This is a genomic window from Faecalibacterium sp. An192, assembly GCF_002160175.1.
GTDB lineage: Bacteria > Bacillota > Clostridia > Oscillospirales > Ruminococcaceae > Faecalibacterium.
The window spans coordinates 1-19,976 of the sequence record NZ_NFKB01000050.1 but is presented as its reverse complement, the minus strand read 5'-3'; the positions used below and the strand labels follow the sequence as shown (position 1 = coordinate 19,976).

The window sequence follows — 19,976 nt, the reverse complement described above, 5'->3', positions numbered from 1 at the left end:
AAGACTGGCCTGGCTCCGCTCTCGCTTCGCCAGGCCAGTCTTTGATTCGCTTGTTCTACCCCTTGCAGGCCTCTTTTTTGTACTGTCCGCACAATATGGGGCGGTTCACTGTGGCCGGGCGCTCTTTTTGTGCCCTGTTGTGAAACACTGCCCCCCTGTGGTACGTCTAACAGACAGAATCCACAACAAAGACCGGACAGGAGAGCGCGCCGCCTGTCCCGGCCGGTGACAACAAACGGGAGGAAACGAAGATGCTGTATCTTTATGTTCTTGGATGTGAAATGGCGTGCCTGGTCCTGATGGGGGCCAGCAGTATGGAGACGGTGGACGTCCACCCGACCCGGGTGGCGGCCCAGATTGTTTTCTGGCCGGCGGCACTGCTGTGCTGGCTGAAAGACCGGTGGAAAAAACGGTGATGGGAGAAGGCCGTAAAAGGCCGGGCCGGGGGCGAATGCCCCCGGCTTTTTGGATGCAGGGGAGGGAAATTTCCCGAAAGCACTTTCCAACAGTAAAGTAAAATGCTATACTAAAGGGGTGCAGCCGCAGGAAAATGCCAGAGCTGCCAACAAAAGGTATATTTTGCTGAAATCTGTACAGAAGGGAGATCCTTTCCTTGACACAGCTGCTGATACGCGCTTTCGTCAAAGATTATAACAACCGCCAGGACCCGGTGGTCCGGGAGCGGTACGGCCGTCTGGCCGGTATGGTGGGTGTGATCTGCAACCTGCTTCTGTTTGCCGGCAAGCTGGCGGTGGGCACCCTGTTCGGGTCCATCGCCATCACGGCCGACGCCATCAACAACCTGTCCGACGCCTCCTCCAGCGTGGTGAGCCTGGTGGGCTTCAAGCTGGCGGCCAAGGCCCCCGACGCCGAACACCCCTACGGCCACGCCCGCTATGAGTATGTGGCGGGTCTGGCGGTGAGCACCATGATTATGGCCATCGGCCTGAGCCTGCTGAAAGAGTCGGCGGTGAAGATTTTCCATCCCGAACCGGTGGGCTTCAGCCTGCTGACGGTGGGGGTGCTGTGTGCATCCATCGCCATGAAGCTCTGGATGAGCGTTTTCAACCGGCGGGTGGGCCTCATCATTGAGTCCGAAACCCTCATCGCCACCGCCACCGACAGCCGCAACGACGTGGTGTCCACCAGTGTGGTGCTGATTTCGTCCATCCTGTGCAAGATCACCGGCCTGGACGTCATCGACGGCATCATGGGCGTGGGCGTGGCGGCCTTCATCCTGTGGTCGGGCTGGGGCCTGGTGCAGGATACCCTCAGCCCCCTGCTGGGCGAGAGCCCCTCGCCCGAGCTGGTGGAAAAGCTGGAGAAAAAAGTCCTGTCCTATCCCCGGGTGCTGGGCGTCCATGACCTGATGGTCCACGACTACGGTCCCGGCCAGCAGTTTGCCTCCCTCCATGTGGAGTTCCCCACCGAGGTGGACCCCCTGGACGCCCATGACCTGATCGACAACATTGAGCGGGATGTGCGGGAGGAAATGAACATCCTCCTCACCATCCACTATGACCCCATCGTCACCTCGGATGCCCAGGTGGGGGTGCTGCGGGCCCGGCTGAGCGCCGAAATCCGCTCCATCGACCCGGCCCTCTCCATCCACGACCTACGGCTGGCGCCGGGCCCCACCCACACCAATGTCCTGTTTGACCTGGTGTTCCCGGCGGGCTATCAGGGGGACAAACAGGCCGTCCGGCAGCAGCTGGAGACCTTTGTCACCCAGCAGGACCCGGCCTATATCTGCAAGATCAAAGTGGAGCAGAGCTATGTGGCGGCCCCGGCCGCCCCTGCCGCCAAAAAGGGGGAATCCTGATGCTGAACGAGATGTACCGCCGGATGCTCTCCAACAAGAGCGTCATCCGGGAAACCGCCGCCTACGGCCACCAGCGGGCCGCCCAGATCGGCTATGAGAACGTGTTCGACTACTCCCTGGGCAACCCCAGCGTGCCCTGTCCGCCGGCCTTTACCAGGGCCATGCAGGACCTGCTGGCGCAGGAGGACCCGGTGGCCCTCCACGGCTATTGCCCCAACCAGGGCGATCCCGGCTTCCGCACCGCGGTGGCGGCCCATCTGCGGGCCAAATTCGGCCTGCCCTATGAGCAGAAGGATATTTTCCCCACCACCGGCGCCGCCGGCGCCATCGCCCACGCCCTGCGGGCCGTGACGGTGCCGGGGGATGAGGTGCTGACCTTTGCCCCCTATTTCCCCGAGTACGGCCCCTATGTGGAGGGCACCGGCGCCCGCCTCAAGGTGGTGCCGCCCCAGGCCCCGGCCTTCCAGCCCAATCTGGATGCCTTTGAGGCCATGGTCACCCCCAGCGTGGCCGCCGTCCTCATCAACACCCCCAACAACCCCACCGGCGTGGTGTACTCCGCCGAGACCCTCACCCGGCTGGCCGCCATCCTCACCCAAAAGAGCCAGGCCTACGGCCATGTGATCTATCTGGTCAGCGACGAGCCCTATCGGGACATCGTGTTTGACGGCCAGACGGTGCCCTATCCGGCGGCTTTCTATCCCCATACATTGACCTGCTTCTCCTTCTCCAAGAGCCTGAGCCTGCCCGGCGAGCGGCTGGGCTACGTGGCCGTCCGGCCCGGCTGTGAGGGGGAGGAGGTGCTGGTGGACATGATGGCCCAGATCTCCCGGTTCACCGGCCACAACTGCCCGCCCAGCATCATCCAGAAGGCCGCTGCCCGGTGCCTGGACGTCACCAGTGACCTGGGGGTCTATCAGACCAACATGGACATCCTGTACGACGCCCTCACCGCCCTGGGCTTTGAGGTGGAACGCCCCGGCGGCACCTTCTATATCTTCCCCAAGGCCCTGGAGGCCGACGCCAACGCCTTCTGCCGCAGGGCCCGGGACTTTGACCTGCTGCTGGTGCCCAGCGACACCTTCGGGGTCAAGGGCTATGTCCGCCTGGCCTACTGCATCGGGACCGAAAAGGTCCGCCGCAGCCTGCCCGCCCTGGAAAAGCTGGCGGCATCCTACCGGTAACTGCGCCGTGATGCACGGCGTACGATCACTATAGAGAGGAAGGAACGAATCATGGAAAAGATCAAGATGACCACCCCCCTTGTCGAGATGGACGGCGACGAGATGACCCGCATTCTGTGGCGGAGCATCAAGGACGAGCTGATCCTCCCCTTTGTGGACCTGAAAACCGAGTACTATGACCTGGGCCTGCCCAACCGGGACGCCACCGGCGACCAGGTGACCATGGACGCGGCTCTGGCCAACAAGAAGTATGGCGTGTCGGTCAAGTGTGCCACCATCACCCCCAACGCCCAGCGGATGGACGAGTACAAGCTCCATGAAATGTGGAAGAGCCCCAACGGCACCATCCGCGCTGTGCTGGACGGCACCGTGTTCCGCGCTCCCATCATGATCGACTGCATCAAGCCGGCGGTCCGCAGCTGGAAAAAGCCCATCACCATCGCCCGCCACGCCTACGGCGATGTGTATAAGTGCACCGAATTCCGCGTGCCCGGCCCCGGCCGCGCCGAGCTGCGGTTCACTGGCGAGGATGGCTCCAAGCAGGAGGCCGTCATCTATGATTTTGAGTGCCCCGGCGTGCTGCAGGGCTCCTACAACAAGGATAATTCCATCGCCAGCTTCGCCCGCAGCTGCTTTGCCTACGCCCTGGACGCCAAGCAGGATTTGTGGTTCGGCGCCAAGGACACCATCTCCAAGAAGTACGACCACACCTTCAAGGATATCTTCCAGGAGATCTACGACGCCGAGTACAAGGAAAAATTTGAGGCGGCCGGCATCACCTACTTCTACAGCCTCATCGACGACATCGTGGCCCGCGTCATCCGCAGCGAGGGCGGCTTCATCTGGGCCTGCAAGAACTACGACGGCGACGTCATGAGCGATATGGTCTCCACCGCCTTCGGTTCTCTGGCCATGATGACCAGCGTCCTGGTGAGCCCCGACGGCAAGTATGAGTTTGAGGCCGCCCACGGCACCGTCACCCGCCACTATTACCGCTGGCTCAAGGGCGAAAAGACCTCCACCAACCCCATGGCAACCATCTTCGCCTGGTCCGGCGCCCTCAAGAAGCGGGGCGAGCTGGACAACCTGCCCGACCTGGTGGCCTTTGGCGAGGCCCTGGAGGCCGCCAGCCTCCAGACCCTCAACGACGGCATCATGACCAAGGACCTGTGCGCCCTGGCCGAGGGCGTTACCCCCACCGCCGTGGACAGCGAGCAGTTCATCCAGGCCACCCGTCAGCGTCTCGAGGCCAAGCTGGGCGCCTGATAGCCCCTTTATATCCCTGTAACCAAAAAATCCCTGCCCCTTTCCCGGGACAGGGATTTTTTCTTTTGCCCGATCTGCGGCAGAAATAAATACACCCCCGCTCTTTGAAAGGGCAGGGGCGTATGTAAAGCAGCAGTAACTGTGTCTTAAGAGCCCCGCTGGCAACGTAGGCGAGGCGCGTCCTGCGGACGAAACAGCCGAGCCGGAGTTGGGGCAGCGGTCTGCCTTTTGCGAGGGCGCGGCGACGCCCGAAGCAAAAGCAGGGCACCGCAACCCGGAGCAGCGCTCCCATTTTCACAAGGGCATTTATGCCCGCGGGGAAAATGGGCTAAGCGCAAGAGGAAAGGCCGCAGCCGCGGGGGAAATGCCCGTCGCCGTTTGGCGGCTGGCGACTTAGGAGTTCTTCATGACCACGTATTCGACGCTGTCGGCGATGGCCTCGCAGGCGTCGGCGCACTTCTCCAGATAGGTGTAGATTTCGCCCCAGGCAATCACGTCGGCCATGTCCACCTGGCCGACGTGGAGCTCGTGCATGTTGGCAATGTAGAGCCGGTCGCACTCCTCTTCCAGAGAATTGATGCGGATGATGTACTCCTTGAGCTTCTTGGAATGCTTGTAATCCGCAAAGGCCTCCAAAAGCCGGCAGACCTCCTCGCTGGCCCGGATCACCACATCCAGCATGTTCAGGGCGCCGGGCCGGATGGTCTGGACGTTGTGCATGTAAACCCGGATGCAGACCTCTTCCAGCTTGTCGGTCAGGGTATCGATGCGGGTACTCAGGGCCGAAATGTCCTCCCGCTCGATGGGGGTGATAAAAGCATGGGCCAGCTGGTCGGTCATGGCGTGGCGGTGCTTGTCGGCGGTGTGCTCGATCTGGTGAATCTGGTCCATCCAGGTGGGCATCTGGGCCGGGTCAAAGTTGCGGAAAATCTCTTTCAGCATCTGTGCGGCCTGGCTGGCGTAGCCGGCGCACTGGATGAAATTGTCAAAGTACATGGCATCCTGCTTTTTAAACATGAGTTTCGTCTCCTTTTTCACTGGGGCAAAGCCAAGGGGCCTTACCAGATCTGCATGAATATCTTTGCCATTACAAAGCTGATGAGGCCGCACCCGGGGAAGGTGAAGATCCAGGTCAGCATCATGTCCTTGACCACGCCGAAGTTGATGGCCGACAGCCGCTTGACGGCGCCCACGCCCATGATGGCGCTGGTCTTGGTGTGGGTGGTGGACACCGGAATGCCGAACAGGCTGGAATACAGCAGGCAGAGGGCGCCGGCCACGTCGGCGCAGAAGCCCTGATACCGCTCCAGCTTGACCATGTCCATGCCGACGGATTTGATGATCTTTTCACCGCCGACGCTGGTTCCCACAGCCATCACCACGCTGCACAGCAGCATCAGCCAGACCGGGATTTCCATGCCCACCACCGAGCTCTGCCCGTGGGCGAAAGCCAGGCCCAGGAACAGCACGCCGATGAACTTCTGACCGTCCTGGGCGCCGTGCATGAAGCTCATGGCAGCGGCGCCGGCAATCTGCGCCAGCCGGAAAAACCGGTTGGCGGCCTGAAGCTCGACGTTGTAGCAGAGGATGGTGACCAGTTTGCAGATGATCCAGCCGGTGGCAAAGCCCAGCAGCAGGCTGAGGGCCAGACCGTAGAGCACCTTGCTCCACTCTCCAAAGTTGATGCCGTCCACGCCGCCCTGGATGGCGATGGCTGCGCCGGACAGACCGGCGATCAGACTGTGGCTCTCGCTGGTGGGAATGCCAAAGATGGATGCGCCCACGCTGTACACCACAATGGACAGCAGGGCGGCGCACAGGGCGATGAGGGCGCTGGATGTGTCGGCGCCGAAATCCACCATGTTGCTGATGGTGGAGGCCACCGAGCTGTTGATCTGGGTCATGACAAAGACGCCCAGAAAGTTAAAGACCGCGCTCATCCAGATGGCCTGGCGGACGCCCAGACAGCGGGTGGTGACGCAGGTGGCGATGGCGTTGGGGGCGTCGGTCCAGCCGTTGACAAAGATGACCCCCAGGGTAAAGACTACCGTGATGATGAGGATCGGGTTGCCGGCCAGCTGCCCCCAAAATGAGGTGAATGACAGATCCATAAACTTGAAACAGTCTCCTTTCGGCAAAACCGGGGCTGCGGCGCCGGGGCCGCCGCCCGGGACGAAAAACGAACGCCTCTGTCGGACCGAAGCCGCAAAACGTCCAGGATCAGAGTTTGGCGGCACAGGGTTTGTGCGCCAAAATCTTACATCTATTTTACTTAATCTATAAGAGATTTTCAAGAATGATGTCATATTCTGCACCCTGTGTGCAGGCCCAGGCAACAAAAAAGCAGCCCCCAAAAAGGAGGCCGCCTCAGGGCGCAAAATGGATGTTACGGGAGCAGGGCGTAGTCGGCGTCGCTCACCGGCTCGCACCACTCGTTGCGGGCGTTTTCGCCGGGCACTTCCACCGCAATGTGGGAGAACCAGCTGTCCCGGGCTGCGCCGTGCCAGTGCTTGACCCCGGCGGGAATGGTGACGGCGTCGCCGGGGGCGAGAGGCTGGGCCTCCTTGCCCCATTCCTGATACCAGCCGCGGCCGGCGGTGCACAGGAGAATCTGGCCGCCGCCCTGGTCGGCGTGGTGAATGTGCCAGTTGTTGCGGCAGCCCGGCTCAAAGGTGACATTGGCGGCGGTGACGCCGTTTTCGCCCGCCAGCATCTTGAGATAGCTGTGGCCCACAAAATACTGGGCGTAGGCGTCGTTGGGCTGGCCCAGACCGAAGATGCCGCCGTGGGGCTCCTGGGCGGGCTCCTCGTCGGCCCAGACCTCCTTGGCCATCCGGAACGCGGCCCAGGCCTTGGGCCAGCCGGCGTAAAAGGCGGCGTGGGTGATGATCTCGGCGATCTCGGTGCGGGTGATGCCGTTCTGCTTTGCGGTGGCCAGATGATACTGGAAGGAGCTGTCCACCAAACCCTGGGCCAGCAGGGCCACCACCGTCACCAGAGACCGGTCCCGCAGGGAGAGGGCGTCCTCCCGGCTCCACACCTGACCGAACAGGACGTCGTCGTTCAGCTGGGCAAATTGGGGCGCGAAGGAGCCGAGCTGGTCGCGTCCTGCTGTCTGTTTCACTGCCATGAGTTTCTGCCTCCGTTCTGGACCGGGCCGCAGAAAGGGGCGGCCGGTCATAAAGAATTCTTGTGCTTCTATTGTAGCGCGGCGGGGCTGAAATGTCGAATACCTATCCTGCATCCTGGAAAATGCACTCAGAGCATGGATGCCGGGCGGGGCAAAACAAAAAATCCGGCCCCGGCCAAAGGCCGGAACCGGACAAAACGGGAACGGGATATCAGACGCTCATCTTGATCTTGGAGGCGGGGAGCTTGTCCATGGCGCTCTGGTCCAGGCTGACGGTGAGAGCGGCGCCGGCCTCCTCCATGTCGGCCTCCACCAGGTCGGTGGCCATGTCGGACAGGATGGTGGTGCGCAGGGTGTCCAGGGTCAGGGTCTCCAGGGGGTCCATCCGCATGGCGATGAGGATGGAGCTGCTGCCGTACTGGACGGCGCAGCTGTCACCGAAGGCGAGGCCCCGCAGGGTCTCGGCGTCCTCGTCGGCAAAGTAGCCGTCCAGCTCGTCCTGGCTCAGGAAGCTGGAACCCAGCTGCTCGGCGGCGTCCTCGGCGGAGACTTCCGACTCCAGAACGGCGTAGATGCCGGGCAGGGCCTCGGCCACCACCTGGTCAAAGGTGTCGGGGGTGCTGGCGGCGGCTGCATCCTTGGCCAGCTGCAGCATCTGGGCGGTCTGGTCCTCGTCGGCAAAGGCGAAGGTGGAGGTGTTGTACAGGGGTACGGTGACGTAGCGGATGTACAGCATCTCGTTTTCCAGATGGTCGGTGAGCTGCTGGTCGGTGAGGGGATCGGAGCCGTCCTGGCCATAGATCAGGTTGATGAGGGAGGCCTGCTTGGACAGGTTGTACTCATACTGGCGGATGGTCTCCTCGCCGATGCCGTTGGCGGCGTAGATGTCGCCGTAGTTCTCCATCAGCTGTTGGGTGTAGCTGTCGGCCTGGCTGACGTAGTCGGGGTCCAGCTCGTCGGCCAGCTCGGCAAAGCGGTTCTCCACCGCCACATAGCGGCGCAGGTCCTCCTCGGTGGTCTGGGCCACAAAGTCGCTGACGGTGACGCTCTCGCCCTCGTCGGTGGTGATGGTGGCCTTCAGGAAGGACTTGACGTTGGAGGGGTCCTGGTCCTCGCCGGCGTACTGGGCGGCCTGCTGGTAGGCGTCAAACTGGGCCAGCAGGTACAGGCCCGAGCTGATTTCCTGATCGCCCACAGTGCCGACGGTGTCGGGGGTGGAGATGGTGCAGCCTGCCAGGGAGATGCAAAGCGCCAGCACAGTGGCCAGCGTGAGCAGTTTCTGTTTCATGTGCGGTATGCTCCTTGTGAAGATTTTTGAGCGTGTGGGTGATGAACTTACCTAGTATAAACCCGCCGGGCGGGGTGCGTCAAGGGTTTTGGGGCGCAGGGGCGGCGGTTTTGCTCTGGATGTCGGCCATGGCCTGAAGCAGCTGGCTCAGCAGTTCCAGGGGCTTTTCGTCGGCCCGGAGGGTCACCGACAGATAGGGCTTGGCCCCGGCTCCCGCCGTCACCCGGCCGTTGAACGCGGTCAGCAGGCCGCGGATCATGGGCAGTTCCAGCTTTTCCAGCGAGAGGGTCAGCAGGTCCTTTTTCTGGGTGACCTCATAGACTCCCACCGCGGCGGCCTGCACGCGCACCAGCGACACGTTCACCAGGTCGCTGACCGAGGCCGGCGGGTCGCCGTAGCGGTCGATCAGTTCATCCAGCACGTCGGCGGCGTCGGCGGGGTTCTGGACGGCGGCAATCCGGCGGTAGGCCTCGATCCGGCCGGGGCCGTCGGGGATGTACCGCTCGGGGATATAGGCGTCCACCCGCAGGTCCACCAGACATTCGCTCTTGTCCCGCTGGATGGGTTCGCCCCGGGCCTGGGCAATGGCCTGGTTCAGCATCTTCATATAGAGGTCGTAGCCCACCGCCTCCATGTGTCCGTGCTGGCTGTGGCCCAGCAGATTGCCGGCGCCCCGGATCTGCAGGTCCCGCATGGCGATGCGGAAGCCCGAGCCGAAGGCGGTGAATTCCCGGATGGCGGACAGACGCTTCTGGGCGATGTCCGAGAGGGTCTTGTCCCGGCGGAAGGTGAAATAGGCGTAGGCCTTGCGGCCGCTGCGGCCCACACGGCCCCGCAGCTGGTACAGCTGGGCCAGGCCCATCCGGTCGGCGTCCTCGATGATGAGGGTGTTGCAGTTGCGCACGTCGATGCCGGTCTCGATGAGGGTGGTGCAGACCAGCACATCCAGCTCGCCGTTCAGCAGCTTCTGCCAGACGGGGTTCAGCTCCTCCTCGGTCATCTTGCCGTGGGCGATGCCCACCCGGGCGGAGGGGGCCATCTGCTGGACCCGGGCGGCGGTGGCCTCGATGTTGTCCACCCGGTTGTGGAGGTAGTAGACCTGACCGCCCCGGGCCAGTTCCTTGCGGATGGCCTCGGCCAGAATCACCTCGTTGTACTCCAGCACAAAGGTCTCCACCGGCTGCCGCTCAAAGGGCGGCTCCTCGATGGTGGACATATCCCGGATGCCGCTCATGGCCATGCTGAGGGTGCGGGGGATGGGGGTGGCCGACAAGGTCAGCATATCCACCCCGATGAAGCTCTGCTTCAGCTTTTCCTTGTGGCGGACGCCGAACCGCTGTTCCTCGTCGATTATGACCAGGCCCAGGTCGTGGAACCGCACGTCCTTGGACAGAAGCCGGTGGGTGCCCACCACAATGTCCACACTGCCGGCCTGAATGCCCCGCAGGGCTTCTTTCTGCTGCTTGGCGGTGCGGAACCGGCTCAGCAGCTCGGCGTGTACCGGGAAGGCCTCCATCCGGGACAGGATGGTGTTGTAGTGCTGCCAGGCCAGCAGGGTGGTGGGGGCCAGGATGGCGCACTGCTTGCCGCCCATGACGCACTTGAAGGCGGCCCGCAGGGCCACTTCGGTTTTGCCCACGCCCACGTCGCCGCACAGCAGCCGGTCCATGGGCCAGGTGTGCTCCATGTCCTTTTTGATCTCGGCGGTGGCGGCCAGCTGGTCCTCGGTCTCGTCGTACTCAAAGCGGGCCTCAAAGTCCTGCTGCCAGTCGCCGTCGGGCGGGAAGGCGAAGCCCTGGGCCTGCTTGCGCCGGGCGTAGAGCTCGATCAGCTCCTGGGCCATCTCCTCGGTGGCCTTCTTGACCCGGGCCCGGGTCCGCTGCCACTCGGCTCCGCCCAGCTTGGCCAGCTTGACCTTGTCCTCGTCTCCCGGCGGGGTGTAGCGGCTCAGAAGGTCCAGCTGGGTGACCGGCACATACAGCACGTCCGAGCCGGAATACTGGATTTTCAGATAGTCCTTGGTGGCGCCCTGCACTTCCAGACGCTGGATGCCGGCGTACATGCCGATGCCGTGGCTCTGGTGGACCACATAGTCCCCGGGCTTGACGTCGGCCAGGCTGGACAGGGCGTCCTTGTTCTTTTTGCGCCGCTTGGCCCCGGCGTCGGCCTCGTCCACCCCGTGGCGGCGGCTGGTCAGGACGGCGCAGCGGGCAAAGGGCAGGGTGCACCCGGCGGTCAGATGGCCGGGCAGCACCTGCACCACCCCCGGCGAAGGCCGCAGGTCCCGGCTCATGCTGACCGAGTATCCCTTGTCGGTCAGGTCCCGGGTGAGGGCGGCGGCGCCCTTGGGGGTGCCGGTATAGAGGGTGACGGCGTAGCCTTGTTTCACCAGAGGGTCCAGGTCCTCCAGCAGGCTCCGCAGTTCACCGTTCCAGCTGGGGGAGACGTGGGCCTCGGCGTTGATGAGGTCCTTGAGCTTGAACTCGTTCATTCCCCGCAGGAAGTTTTCGCACAGGAGGGTGGGCAGCTTGCCCGCCGTCACCGCCAGATCCTCCATGGTCTGGTACAGCACGTCCAGGCCGGGGTAGACCACCCCTTCTTCCAGCAGGCCGGTGAGCTCCTCGCCCCGGCGGTATTCGGCGGCCTTCATGGCGTCCCGGATGCCGCCCACCTCGTCCAGAATCAGGAGGGGGCTGTCCATGTGGTCCAGCAGGGTGGCGGGGGCGGGATACCGCAGGCCGTAGTATTTGTCCATGGCCTCGGGCATCTGGCCGGCGTCCAGCTGGGCCAGCTCGGGGGCCGTGGCCTGTTCCAGGGCGGCGCGGTGCTTGCCGCGGGCCTTCTTGACCGCTTCCCGCAGGGCGGCGGCGGTTTCCTGGCAGCTGCCGAACAGCACCTCCCGGGCAGGGGAGAGGTAAATCTTTTTCAGGGAGGCGTCCCGCCGCTGGCTCATCAGGTCAAAGGAAGAGATGGAATCGATTTCCTCGTCCCAGAACTCCAGACGGGCGGGGGCCTGCATATCGGGCGGGTAGATGTCCACAATGTCGCCCCGGACGCTGAACTGGCCCGGGCCCTCCACCTGGGACCGGCGGACGTAGCCGGCGGCGAACAGCCGCTGGACCAGCCCCTCCCGGGAGAAGGTCATCCCCGGCTTGAGGGTCAGGGTGTTGGCCATGAACTCGGCCCGGGGGACGGTGTACTGGGTCAAAGCCTCGGCGGGGACGCAGACGGCCTGCAGCCGTCCGCCCGCCAGGCCGCCCAGCACCGACAGGCGGCGGTATTCGTATTCCCGGTTGGCGCCCTCCACCGGCCGCAGCATGAAGTCCCGCGGGGGGAACACCGCAGCGTGGACCCCCAGGGCTTTCAGGTCGTCGGCAAAGTGGGTGGCCTCGGCCTCGCCGGGGGTCACGATGCAGACCGGGCGGCCCAGGTCCCGCGCCAGCAGGGCATAGACCAGCACCCGCCCGGCGGGGGGCAGGCCAAAGAGGGCCGCAGGCCCCGGCGTGGCGAGGCTGGCAGAAATTTTCTGGTATTCAGGGGTTTGTTTCAGCAGTGCCTCGTACATGCTGGCTCCTTCCTCCGGCGGGCGCAGGGGAGAGATCCCCCGGCCCGCCCGTTTTCATCAAAAATTCCGGCCAGGGCGCACAGGCTGCGGGGCCGGTGAACTTGGCCGGAACAGAGAAATTTTCAAAGGCCCGGCAGACGGACCCGCAGGGGCCTTACCGGTTGTACTTGTTCTGGGCTTCTCCCAGACGGCCGGCCATGATGAGCCGGGCGGCGGCTTCCAGGTCGGGGAAGCGGTTCTTCACCGCCTTGGCGTCCTCCTCGGGGAAGCGGCCCAGCACCCAGTCGGCCAGGTCGTAGTCGGGGCGGGGCTTTTCGCCCACGCCGATCCGAATTCGGGGGAACTGGTCGGTGCCCAGACGGGCAATGATGCTCTTGAGGCCGTTGTGGCCGCCCGCCGAGCCGGAGGGACGAATCCGCAGCTTGCCGGGGACCTGGGTGATGTCGTCGCACAGGACGATCACGTGGTCGGGGGGAATCTTGAAGAAGCCGGCCAGGGGGGCAATGGAGTCCCCCGACAGGTTCATATAGGTCAGGGGCTTCAGGAGGCAGACTTTGTGCCCGTCCACCTCGGTCTGGCCCCACAGACCCTGAAACTTTGCCTTGGACACCGACACGCCCCACTTGTCCGCCAGGTAATCCAGGGCGGAAAAGCCGGCGTTGTGCCGGGTGCCGTCGTATTTGGCCTCGGGGTTGCCGAGGCCGGCGATCAGCCAAATATCATTTGTTATCATAAATCGGTTGCTCTTGTATTGTATGTCGTTTTTTCTGCAGACAAACAGACAAGGCCGCACAGCCGGTGCGCAGCCTTGGTTTGCCTGGGGTTGGTGTGAATGGTCGGTCAGGTTTCGGAGCTCTGTTCCTCCGCCCGCTGCTGGGCCTCCAGGTCCTGCTTTTTGGCGATGTAGGCCTCCATCTTGGGTTCGGCCCAGCCTTCCAGATTGGACTGGCGGCCCCGGGCGATGCCCAGCGCCCCGGCGGGAACGTCCTGGGTGATGGTGCTGCCGGCGGCGGTATACGCGCCGTCTCCCACCGACACCGGCGCCACCAGGTTGGTGTTGCAGCCGATGAAGCAGTAGTCCCCGATGGTGGTGCGGAACTTGGACTGGCCGTCGTAGTTGCAGGTGACGGTGCCGCAGCCGAAGTTGCAGTATTTGCCCACGTCGCTGTCTCCGATGTAGGTCAGGTGGCTGACGGTGTTGCCCCGGGCCAGGTTGGAGTTCTTGGTCTCCACGTAGGCGCCCAGATGGACGCCGTAGTCGGTGACGGTGCCGGCCCGCACATGGGTGAAGGGGCCGATGGCGTTGTGGGGGCCGATCTGGGAGGAGTAGATCTGGCTGGCGTTGACGGTGGTGCCGGCGCCGATTTCACTGTCCTCGATGAGGCTGTTGGGCCCGATGACGCAGTCCGGGCCGATTACGGTATGGCCCCGCAGGATGGTGCCGGGGAGGATTTTGGCCCCCGGGGCGATCTGGACCGTCTCGTCGATGCAGACGGTCCGGCTGTCAATCTGGACGCCGCGGGCCATGTGGCGCAGCAGCACCGCCTCCCGGGCGGCCTCGGCTGCGTCCAGTGCGTCCCGCATGGCCTGGATGGTATCTTCCATAACAAAGAACCTCCTTTAAGCAAAAAAGAAAATAAGCCTGGAAAAACCCTTTGGGGGATTTCCGGCGAAAAAGCAGGGAAAATGCCGCCGCCCGGCCTGCTGTCCCAAAGACGGGACTGCACCGGCCTTCCCGGGCGCGGAGGATGAAAAGAACTTCCAAACTTATCCCAGTATATATTAACGTAAAAGCCTCATTTTTTCAAGGGAAATGCACAAATTTGTCCAAACAAAATCGGCAGTTTTTAGCTGGTAGCGGCTGGATTTTATCTTGGTTGTCTGGTATAATATTTTTGCATGCAGTGAACGTTACGCAAAAAACGAACAATGGGTATGCCCCGGGCTGCAGCGCCTGGGTTGAATCAAAACGGGAGGTAAATGAATCCATGAGCAAAAAGTATATCTACTACTTCAGCGAGGGAAACGACGCTTTCGGCGGCGATAAGACCACGATGAAGAACATTCTGGGCGGCAAGGGCTCCGGCCTGGCTGAGATGACCGCAGCCGGCATGCCTGTGCCCCAGGGCTTCACCATCACCACCGAGGCCTGCACCCAGTACTACGCTGACGGCCGTCAGCTGAACGACGCCCTGGTTGCTGACATCTTCGAGCACGTCAAGGGCCTGGAGGAGATCACCGGCAAGAAGTTCGGCGACAACTCCAACCCCCTGCTGGTGTCGGTCCGTTCCGGCGCCCGTCAGTCCATGCCCGGCATGATGGACACCATCCTGAACCTGGGTCTGAACGACGAGGCCGTTGAGGGCCTGGCCAAGAAGACCGGCAACCCCCGCTTTGCTTATGACTGCTACCGCCGCTTCGTGCAGATGTTCGCGGACGTCGTCATGATGGTTCCCAAGAGCCTGTTCGAGGTCGAAATCGACAAGATGAAGGAAGAGAAGGGCTACAAGACCGACGCAGACCTGACTGCTGAGGATCTGAAGGCTCTGGTCGCTGTCTTCAAGAAGATCTATGAGGACAACGAGGGCCGTCCCTTCCCCCAGGATCCCAAGGAGCAGCTGGTTGAGGCTGTCAAGGCCGTCTTCCGCAGCTGGGACAACCCCCGCGCCAACGTTTACCGCAAGATGAACGAGATCCCCTACGAGTGGGGCACTGCTGTCAACGTCCAGCAGATGGCCTTCGGCAACTCGGGCGACCGTTCGGGCACCGGTGTTGCATTCACCCGTGACCCCGCCACCGGCGCCAAGAAGCTGATGGGCGAGTACCTGATCAACGCACAGGGCGAGGACGTCGTCGCCGGTGTCCGCACTCCGTTCCCCATCAGCCATCTGCAGGAGCAGATGCCTGAGGTGTACGAGGAGTTCATCTCCATCGCCAACCGCCTGGAGAAGTACTTCCGCGACATGCAGGACATGGAGTTCACCATCGAGGATGGCCACCTGTATATGCTGCAGACCCGCAACGGCAAGCGTACCGCTCAGGCCGCTCTGCAGGTTGCCTGCGACCTGGTGGACGAGGGCATGATCACCGAGCAGGAGGCTGTCCTGCGCGTGGAGCCCAAGCAGCTGGACACCCTGCTGCATCCCCAGTTCGACGCCGCTGCCCTGAAGGCCGCTGAGGTCGTGGGCAAGGGCCTGGCTGCTTCTCCTGGTTCCGCTTGCGGCCAGATCGTCTTCAGCGCCGAGGAGGCCGAGGAGATGGTCAAGTCCGGCAAGATGAAGAAGGTCGTTCTGGTCCGTCTGGAGACCTCTCCCGAGGATATCGTCGGCATGCAGGTTTCTCAGGGCATCCTGACCGTCCGCGGCGGCATGACCAGCCACGCTGCTGTCGTTGCCCGTGGTATGGGCACCTGCTGCGTCTCCGGCTGCGGCAATGACAACGACGTCAAGATCGACGAGGAGGCCAAGACTTTCGAGATCAACGGCCACAAGTTTGTCAGCGGCGACTGGATCTCCATCGACGGCTCCACCGGCAACATCTACGCTGAGCAGATTGCCACCGTGGCTGCCACCGGCAACAAGAACTTCAACCGCTTCATGGGCTGGGCTGACGCTGCCCGCCAGATGCTGGTTATGACCAACGCCGACAACCCGCGCGACGCACAGCAGGCTGTGGACATGGGCGCTGAGGGAATCGGCCTGTGCCGTACCGAGCACATGTTCTTCGCTGAGGACCGCATCAAGGCTGTCCGTGAGATGATCTGCGCCCGCACCGTGGAGGCCCGCGAGGCTGCTCTGGCCAAGGTCGAGCCGTTCCAGCAGGGTGACTTCGAGGCCATGTACCGCATCATGGGCGAACGTCCCATGACCATCCGTTACCTGGATCCCCCTCTGCACGAGTTCCTGCCCAGCAAGGACGAGGAGATCGCCGATCTGGCCAAGGATATGGGCATGACCTTCGAGGAGCTCAAGAACGTTGTTGAGAGCCTGCACGAGTTCAACCCCATGATGGGCCATCGTGGCTGCCGTCTGGCCGTCACCTACCCCGAGATCGCTGCTATGCAGACCCGTGCCGTCATCAAGGCTGCCCTGAAGGTCAGCGCTGAGACCGGCAAGATGATCACTCCTCACATCATGATCCCCCTGGTGGGCGAGGTCAAGGAGCTGAAGTTCGTCAAGGACGTGGTCGTGGAAGTCGCCGACAAGTTGATCGCTGAGGCCGGCGTCGACATGAAGTACCAGGTCGGTACCATGATCGAGATTCCTCGCGCTGCCCTGACCGCTGGCGAGATCGCTAAGGAAGCCGAGTTCTTCAGCTTCGGCACCAACGACCTGACCCAGATGACCTTCGGCTTCAGCCGTGACGACGCTGCCAAGTTCCTGGGCGCTTACTACGATCACAAGATCTACGAGAGCGATCCGTTCCAGCACCTGGATCAGATCGGTGTCGGCAAGCTGGTCAAGATGGCTGCTACCGATGGCCGCGCGACCCGTCCCGAGCTGGGCCTGGGCATCTGCGGCGAGCACGGCGGCGATCCCTCTTCTGTCGAGTTCTGCCACAACATCGGCCTGGACTACGTCAGCTGCTCTCCCTTCCGTGTGCCCATCGCCCGTCTGGCTGCCGCTCAGGCTGCTATTAAAAACCCGAGGAAATAAGAGCTATCTTTCCTTCGATCATGATGTGACGTTTTGTGAGGCTTCTGCCTGGTGCAAACGGGCTGATTACCCATTTCGTCACAGTTCCTGGAAGGATATGACCCTCTCGGTCAATTTAGATTTAAATTAAAATCTCAGACGGAGGCAGTGAAAGCTGCCTCCGTTTTGATTTGTCCCGTAAAGCGTTTGCGTGTTTCAAAAACCGCAGACGCTTTTTTATTTTGTCCACAACAGAAAGACGGCGAAAGCCAGGAGGTGCGCGTATGGGTGATTTCTTTTATGGTGAGCAGGCAAACATCTTTTCTTTCTACCGGTTTCCCAAGGCGCTGTTCACAGACAGCCGGTTCCGGGGGATTTCGGTGGAGGCCAAGGTCCTCTATGGCCTTTTGCTGGACCGGATGGGACTCTCGATGAAGAACGGGTGGAAGGATGAAGAAGGGAGGGTGTATATCATTTTCACGGTGGAGGCCATCATGGAGCATCTGGGGTGCAGCAACAAAAAGGCGGTGGGCCTGCTGCGGGAGCTGGACGAGAAGGCCGACCTCATCGAGCGCAGGCGGCAGGGCCAGGGCCGGCCCAGCCTGATCTATGTGAAGACCTTCATGGATGCCCTGGGATGACGATTCTGGAAGTGTCGGAAGTTCACTTCCGGCGGTGTAGGTTTTACACTTCCAGAAGTGTAGAATCTACACCCTAATAAGAATGATAGAACCATACAGAGTAGAACGAGACTCATCCTTTCCTTTCCGGGCGGGAGAGGCCGGAACAAACCAAGTTCACGGCTCTGGGCAAATGCCCGGAGCCTTGTTTTTCACAGGAGGTGGTGCCCTATGTTGAAAAAGAAACCGGAGACTGCTGCACAGGGAGAACAGATTCAACAGGTTCCTGTGGCAGAACTCCACCCATTCAAAGATCATCCCTTCAAGGTGCTGGACGATGAGGCCATGCTGAAAACGGCAGAGAGCATGGCGCAATTTGGTGTGTTGATGCCGTTGATTGTCCGGCCGCGGGCGGAGGGCGGCTATGAGATCATCTCAGGCCATCGGCGGCAGCACGCGGCCCGGCTGGCCGGCATGAAAACTCTGCCGGTCATTGTCCGCCAGCTGGACGACGACCAGGCCATCCTGCAGATGGTGGAGAGCAATTTGCAGCGGGAGACCATCCGCCCCAGCGAGCGGGCCTTCGCCTACAAGATGAAGATGGAAGTCCTGAAACATCAGGGAGCCAGGACGGATTTAACTTTGAGCCAAATTGGCGAGAAGTTGTGGAGTGTGACCCAGGTAGGGGCCGCTGCCCAGGAAAGTGAGCGTCAGGTTCACCGCTATATCCGCCTCACCCACCTGATTCCCGAACTGCTGGAACTGGTAGACCAAAAGAAAATTTCCTTCAATCCCGCTGTGGAGCTGTCCTATCTGACAGCTGACGAGCAGCGGGATTTTTTGCAGGCCATGGAGGACAGCAAGCACCCGCCGTCCCTGTCCCAGGCCCAGCGCATCAAGAGACTGAGCAGAGCGGGTGAATGCAGCTATGACGCCATGCTGGATGTCATGAAGAACGCTCAGCTGGACCGGCTGACCCTGAAAAACGAAGCCATTCGGAAATACTTTCCGAGGTCCTACACCCCGCGCCAGATGGAGGAAACCATCCTGAAGCTCCTGGAGCAGTGGCATAAGAAGCGCCAGCGCAGTCAGGAGCGATGAAAAGCGCAGTTCCGACATCCTTCCTTTCCACACAGCGGCCCTGCTATAATGAGGCTGAAAGAAGGCAGCAGCAAAGCAGAAAGGAGCAGACTATGGAAGAACTGAGACAGACCATTCAGGAACACGGCATCCGGTATCAGCTGGAAGGAGACTATTATCTCCCGGCTCTGGAACTGCCGGAAGAAAACCGCCCCATTGGCCGCTGGGGGCGGCTCCATAAAGCGTATTTGAAAAATCACAGACCGGTCCTGTATCAGTCACTGCTTTTGTCCGGGAAGCTTTATACAGTGCTGGCTGACCTGAATGAGCAGGCGACTGAACGGTGCAGCTGTATTATCCGGCAGATGGCAGAAGCTGAAGGCATCACCGAGGAACTGAAAGCAAATGACCCTATGTGCTGGGTGCAGGCGATGAACTCCATCCGCAGCCGGGCGGAGGAGATCATCCAAGTCGAGATGATTTACTGTTGAAGGGGAGGGCAGAGCAATGATTCTGGAAGCGATTTATAACGGAGACTTTTACCCCAGCGAAACGGTTGTACCGAAGTCCGAAAAGTACCGGAACGCACTGAGAGCCTGCGAGAGGATTATGGACCAGTTGGCCCAGAGGCTGACAAAGGAGGACTACGACCTGGTGGAAACACTCCTGGATCAGTCCTCCATCGCCCAGTGCGAGGAGAGCGAGTGCCACTTCAAGGTCGGCTTCTCGGCAGGGCTGCTGGTGCAGCAGGAGGCGGAAAAGCAGATCCAAACAAGAAGTTATGATGAGTGACGCAAAAGCGGCAGGTGCTTCGGTGAGAAGTGCCTGCCGCTTTCTTAATTTCGCTTGATGCGATTTATAAAATCAGTAAAACTATTTTGAACTAGAAAATGGTTATATTCCGCAGTACACAGCCTGTGATGTTCCATCACAGTTCACGGGGTTTGGGGCACGGCCCCAACAAGCATTTTGCATTTTGTGTATACAAATGCCCTGCTTGCAGAGTATGTGTTTGAAAAAAGCGTGATAGAATTTTTGGAAACTTGGAATTTCGTTTTGAGTTAGCTATACATCGCAAGCTATGCCTCTGGCTATCCACTTTGCCAGACGCGGCTTGTTGGGGCAATCCCCAATCCCCTAATGATCGCAAAAATTCATTCTGCGACTGCGCGTTTTGCAAACGCTTTCTATTCGTGCTTTGAAGAGCCAATAGTTTTCTGATATTCGGCTGGAAGTGTCAGACAATCCCTCCTGCAAAACAAAATATGACCTCATAGCCATCTAGAGCAACCCCATAAAATATCAACAATAACCGGCACAAGCAAACCAGTTACGACAGTCCGAAGAAGTAACGGCAGCAAACGCCTGGTATAAAGCAAGGTCCAAG

Annotated in this window: 15 protein-coding genes and 1 pseudogene; 9 read left to right on the top strand and 7 right to left on the bottom strand. The window is 61.4% G+C overall.

From position 1 onward, the window contains the following. Positions 1-251: 251 nt before the first annotated feature. The 4 genes from B5F27_RS16845 (at position 252) to B5F27_RS13155 (ending at position 4,272) form a co-directional block, all read left to right on the top strand. Positions 252-416, top strand: coding sequence for a hypothetical protein (locus tag B5F27_RS16845; protein WP_158098250.1), 165 nt, complete (start codon positions 252-254; stop codon positions 414-416). A gap of 197 nt (positions 417-613) precedes the next feature. Continuing rightward, a complete protein-coding gene (locus tag B5F27_RS13165) occupies positions 614-1,822 on the top strand; it encodes a cation diffusion facilitator family transporter (RefSeq protein ID WP_087247756.1) in 1,209 nt (402 codons plus the stop codon). Continuing rightward, a complete protein-coding gene (locus tag B5F27_RS13160; protein ID WP_087368434.1) occupies positions 1,822-3,006 on the top strand; it encodes a pyridoxal phosphate-dependent aminotransferase in 1,185 nt (394 codons plus the stop codon). The genes B5F27_RS13165 and B5F27_RS13160 overlap by 1 nt, the downstream gene beginning before the upstream one ends. A 51-nt stretch (positions 3,007-3,057) precedes the next feature. Further along, positions 3,058-4,272, top strand: a complete 1,215-nt coding sequence (locus B5F27_RS13155; protein ID WP_087368432.1) for an NADP-dependent isocitrate dehydrogenase — start codon at positions 3,058-3,060, stop codon at positions 4,270-4,272. A 393-nt stretch (positions 4,273-4,665) separates the two neighbouring features. Here B5F27_RS13155 and B5F27_RS13150 read toward each other — a convergent pair whose 3' ends face one another. The 7 genes from B5F27_RS13150 to B5F27_RS13120 all read right to left on the bottom strand — a co-directional run bounded on the left by B5F27_RS13150 (position 4,666) and on the right by B5F27_RS13120 (position 13,860). Beyond that, positions 4,666-5,289, bottom strand: coding sequence for a DUF47 family protein (locus tag B5F27_RS13150; RefSeq protein ID WP_087368430.1), 624 nt, complete (start codon positions 5,287-5,289; stop codon positions 4,666-4,668). 41 nt (positions 5,290-5,330) lie between these two features. After that, positions 5,331-6,383: an inorganic phosphate transporter gene (locus B5F27_RS13145; protein WP_087247764.1), complete on the bottom strand. Its 1,053-nt coding sequence runs from the start codon at positions 6,381-6,383 to the stop codon at positions 5,331-5,333. Positions 6,384-6,658: 275 nt separating this feature from the next. Beyond that, complete coding sequence (locus B5F27_RS13140; protein WP_087368428.1) at positions 6,659-7,402, bottom strand: carboxymuconolactone decarboxylase family protein; 744 nt, start codon at positions 7,400-7,402, stop codon at positions 6,659-6,661. A gap of 211 nt (positions 7,403-7,613) precedes the next feature. Further along, complete coding sequence (locus tag B5F27_RS13135) at positions 7,614-8,690, bottom strand: hypothetical protein (protein ID WP_087368426.1); 1,077 nt, start codon at positions 8,688-8,690, stop codon at positions 7,614-7,616. A 79-nt stretch (positions 8,691-8,769) separates the two neighbouring features. Beyond that, positions 8,770-12,255, bottom strand: coding sequence for a transcription-repair coupling factor (gene mfd / locus B5F27_RS13130; protein ID WP_087368423.1), 3,486 nt, complete (start codon positions 12,253-12,255; stop codon positions 8,770-8,772). 154 nt (positions 12,256-12,409) lie between these two features. Further along, a complete protein-coding gene (gene pth / locus B5F27_RS13125) occupies positions 12,410-12,988 on the bottom strand; it encodes an aminoacyl-tRNA hydrolase (protein ID WP_087368421.1) in 579 nt (192 codons plus the stop codon). A 107-nt stretch (positions 12,989-13,095) separates the two neighbouring features. Further along, entirely contained in the window at positions 13,096-13,860 is a 765-nt protein-coding gene (locus tag B5F27_RS13120) for a DapH/DapD/GlmU-related protein (protein ID WP_087368419.1), read from the bottom strand. Between the two features lie 383 nt (positions 13,861-14,243). Here B5F27_RS13120 and ppdK point away from each other — a divergent pair, with 383 nt between their 5' ends. The 5 genes and pseudogenes from ppdK to B5F27_RS13095 all read left to right on the top strand — a co-directional run bounded on the left by ppdK (position 14,244) and on the right by B5F27_RS13095 (position 19,381). Continuing rightward, positions 14,244-16,910, top strand: coding sequence for a pyruvate, phosphate dikinase (gene ppdK, locus B5F27_RS13115; protein ID WP_087247776.1), 2,667 nt, complete (start codon positions 14,244-14,246; stop codon positions 16,908-16,910). Positions 16,911-17,173: 263 nt separating this feature from the next. Beyond that, positions 17,174-17,524 (top strand): annotated as a pseudogene (locus tag B5F27_RS13110) (replication initiator protein A); the annotation flags it as partial. Between the two features lie 216 nt (positions 17,525-17,740). Further along, positions 17,741-18,610 (top strand): ParB/RepB/Spo0J family partition protein, encoded by an 870-nt coding sequence (locus B5F27_RS13105; RefSeq protein ID WP_087368415.1) that lies wholly within the window; start codon positions 17,741-17,743, stop codon positions 18,608-18,610. A gap of 92 nt (positions 18,611-18,702) precedes the next feature. Next, positions 18,703-19,080 (top strand): TnpV protein, encoded by a 378-nt coding sequence (locus B5F27_RS13100; RefSeq protein ID WP_087368412.1) that lies wholly within the window; start codon positions 18,703-18,705, stop codon positions 19,078-19,080. Positions 19,081-19,096: 16 nt separating this feature from the next. Beyond that, positions 19,097-19,381, top strand: a complete 285-nt coding sequence (locus tag B5F27_RS13095; protein ID WP_087368410.1) for a DUF6809 family protein — start codon at positions 19,097-19,099, stop codon at positions 19,379-19,381. The last annotated feature ends 595 nt before the right edge of the window (positions 19,382-19,976 follow it).

Excerpts from the sequence above, each read along its gene's own strand:
- B5F27_RS13095 (WP_087368410.1), top strand. The coding sequence starts at position 19,097 with ATGATTCTGGAAGCGATTTATAACGGAGACTTTTACCCCAGCGAAACG.
- B5F27_RS13120 (WP_087368419.1), bottom strand. The coding sequence starts at position 13,860 with ATGGAAGATACCATCCAGGCCATGCGGGACGCACTGGACGCAGCCGAG.
- B5F27_RS13150 (WP_087368430.1), bottom strand. The coding sequence starts at position 5,289 with ATGTTTAAAAAGCAGGATGCCATGTACTTTGACAATTTCATCCAGTGC.
- pth (WP_087368421.1), bottom strand. The coding sequence starts at position 12,988 with ATGATAACAAATGATATTTGGCTGATCGCCGGCCTCGGCAACCCCGAG.
- B5F27_RS16845 (WP_158098250.1), top strand. The coding sequence starts at position 252 with ATGCTGTATCTTTATGTTCTTGGATGTGAAATGGCGTGCCTGGTCCTG.
- B5F27_RS13100 (WP_087368412.1), top strand. The coding sequence starts at position 18,703 with ATGGAAGAACTGAGACAGACCATTCAGGAACACGGCATCCGGTATCAG.
- B5F27_RS13155 (WP_087368432.1), top strand. The coding sequence starts at position 3,058 with ATGGAAAAGATCAAGATGACCACCCCCCTTGTCGAGATGGACGGCGAC.
- B5F27_RS13145 (WP_087247764.1), bottom strand. The coding sequence starts at position 6,383 with ATGGATCTGTCATTCACCTCATTTTGGGGGCAGCTGGCCGGCAACCCG.
- B5F27_RS13105 (WP_087368415.1), top strand. The coding sequence starts at position 17,741 with ATGTTGAAAAAGAAACCGGAGACTGCTGCACAGGGAGAACAGATTCAA.
- B5F27_RS13160 (WP_087368434.1), top strand. The coding sequence starts at position 1,822 with ATGCTGAACGAGATGTACCGCCGGATGCTCTCCAACAAGAGCGTCATC.
- B5F27_RS13140 (WP_087368428.1), bottom strand. The coding sequence starts at position 7,402 with ATGGCAGTGAAACAGACAGCAGGACGCGACCAGCTCGGCTCCTTCGCG.
- B5F27_RS13135 (WP_087368426.1), bottom strand. The coding sequence starts at position 8,690 with ATGAAACAGAAACTGCTCACGCTGGCCACTGTGCTGGCGCTTTGCATC.
- mfd (WP_087368423.1), bottom strand. The coding sequence starts at position 12,255 with ATGTACGAGGCACTGCTGAAACAAACCCCTGAATACCAGAAAATTTCT.
- ppdK (WP_087247776.1), top strand. The coding sequence starts at position 14,244 with ATGAGCAAAAAGTATATCTACTACTTCAGCGAGGGAAACGACGCTTTC.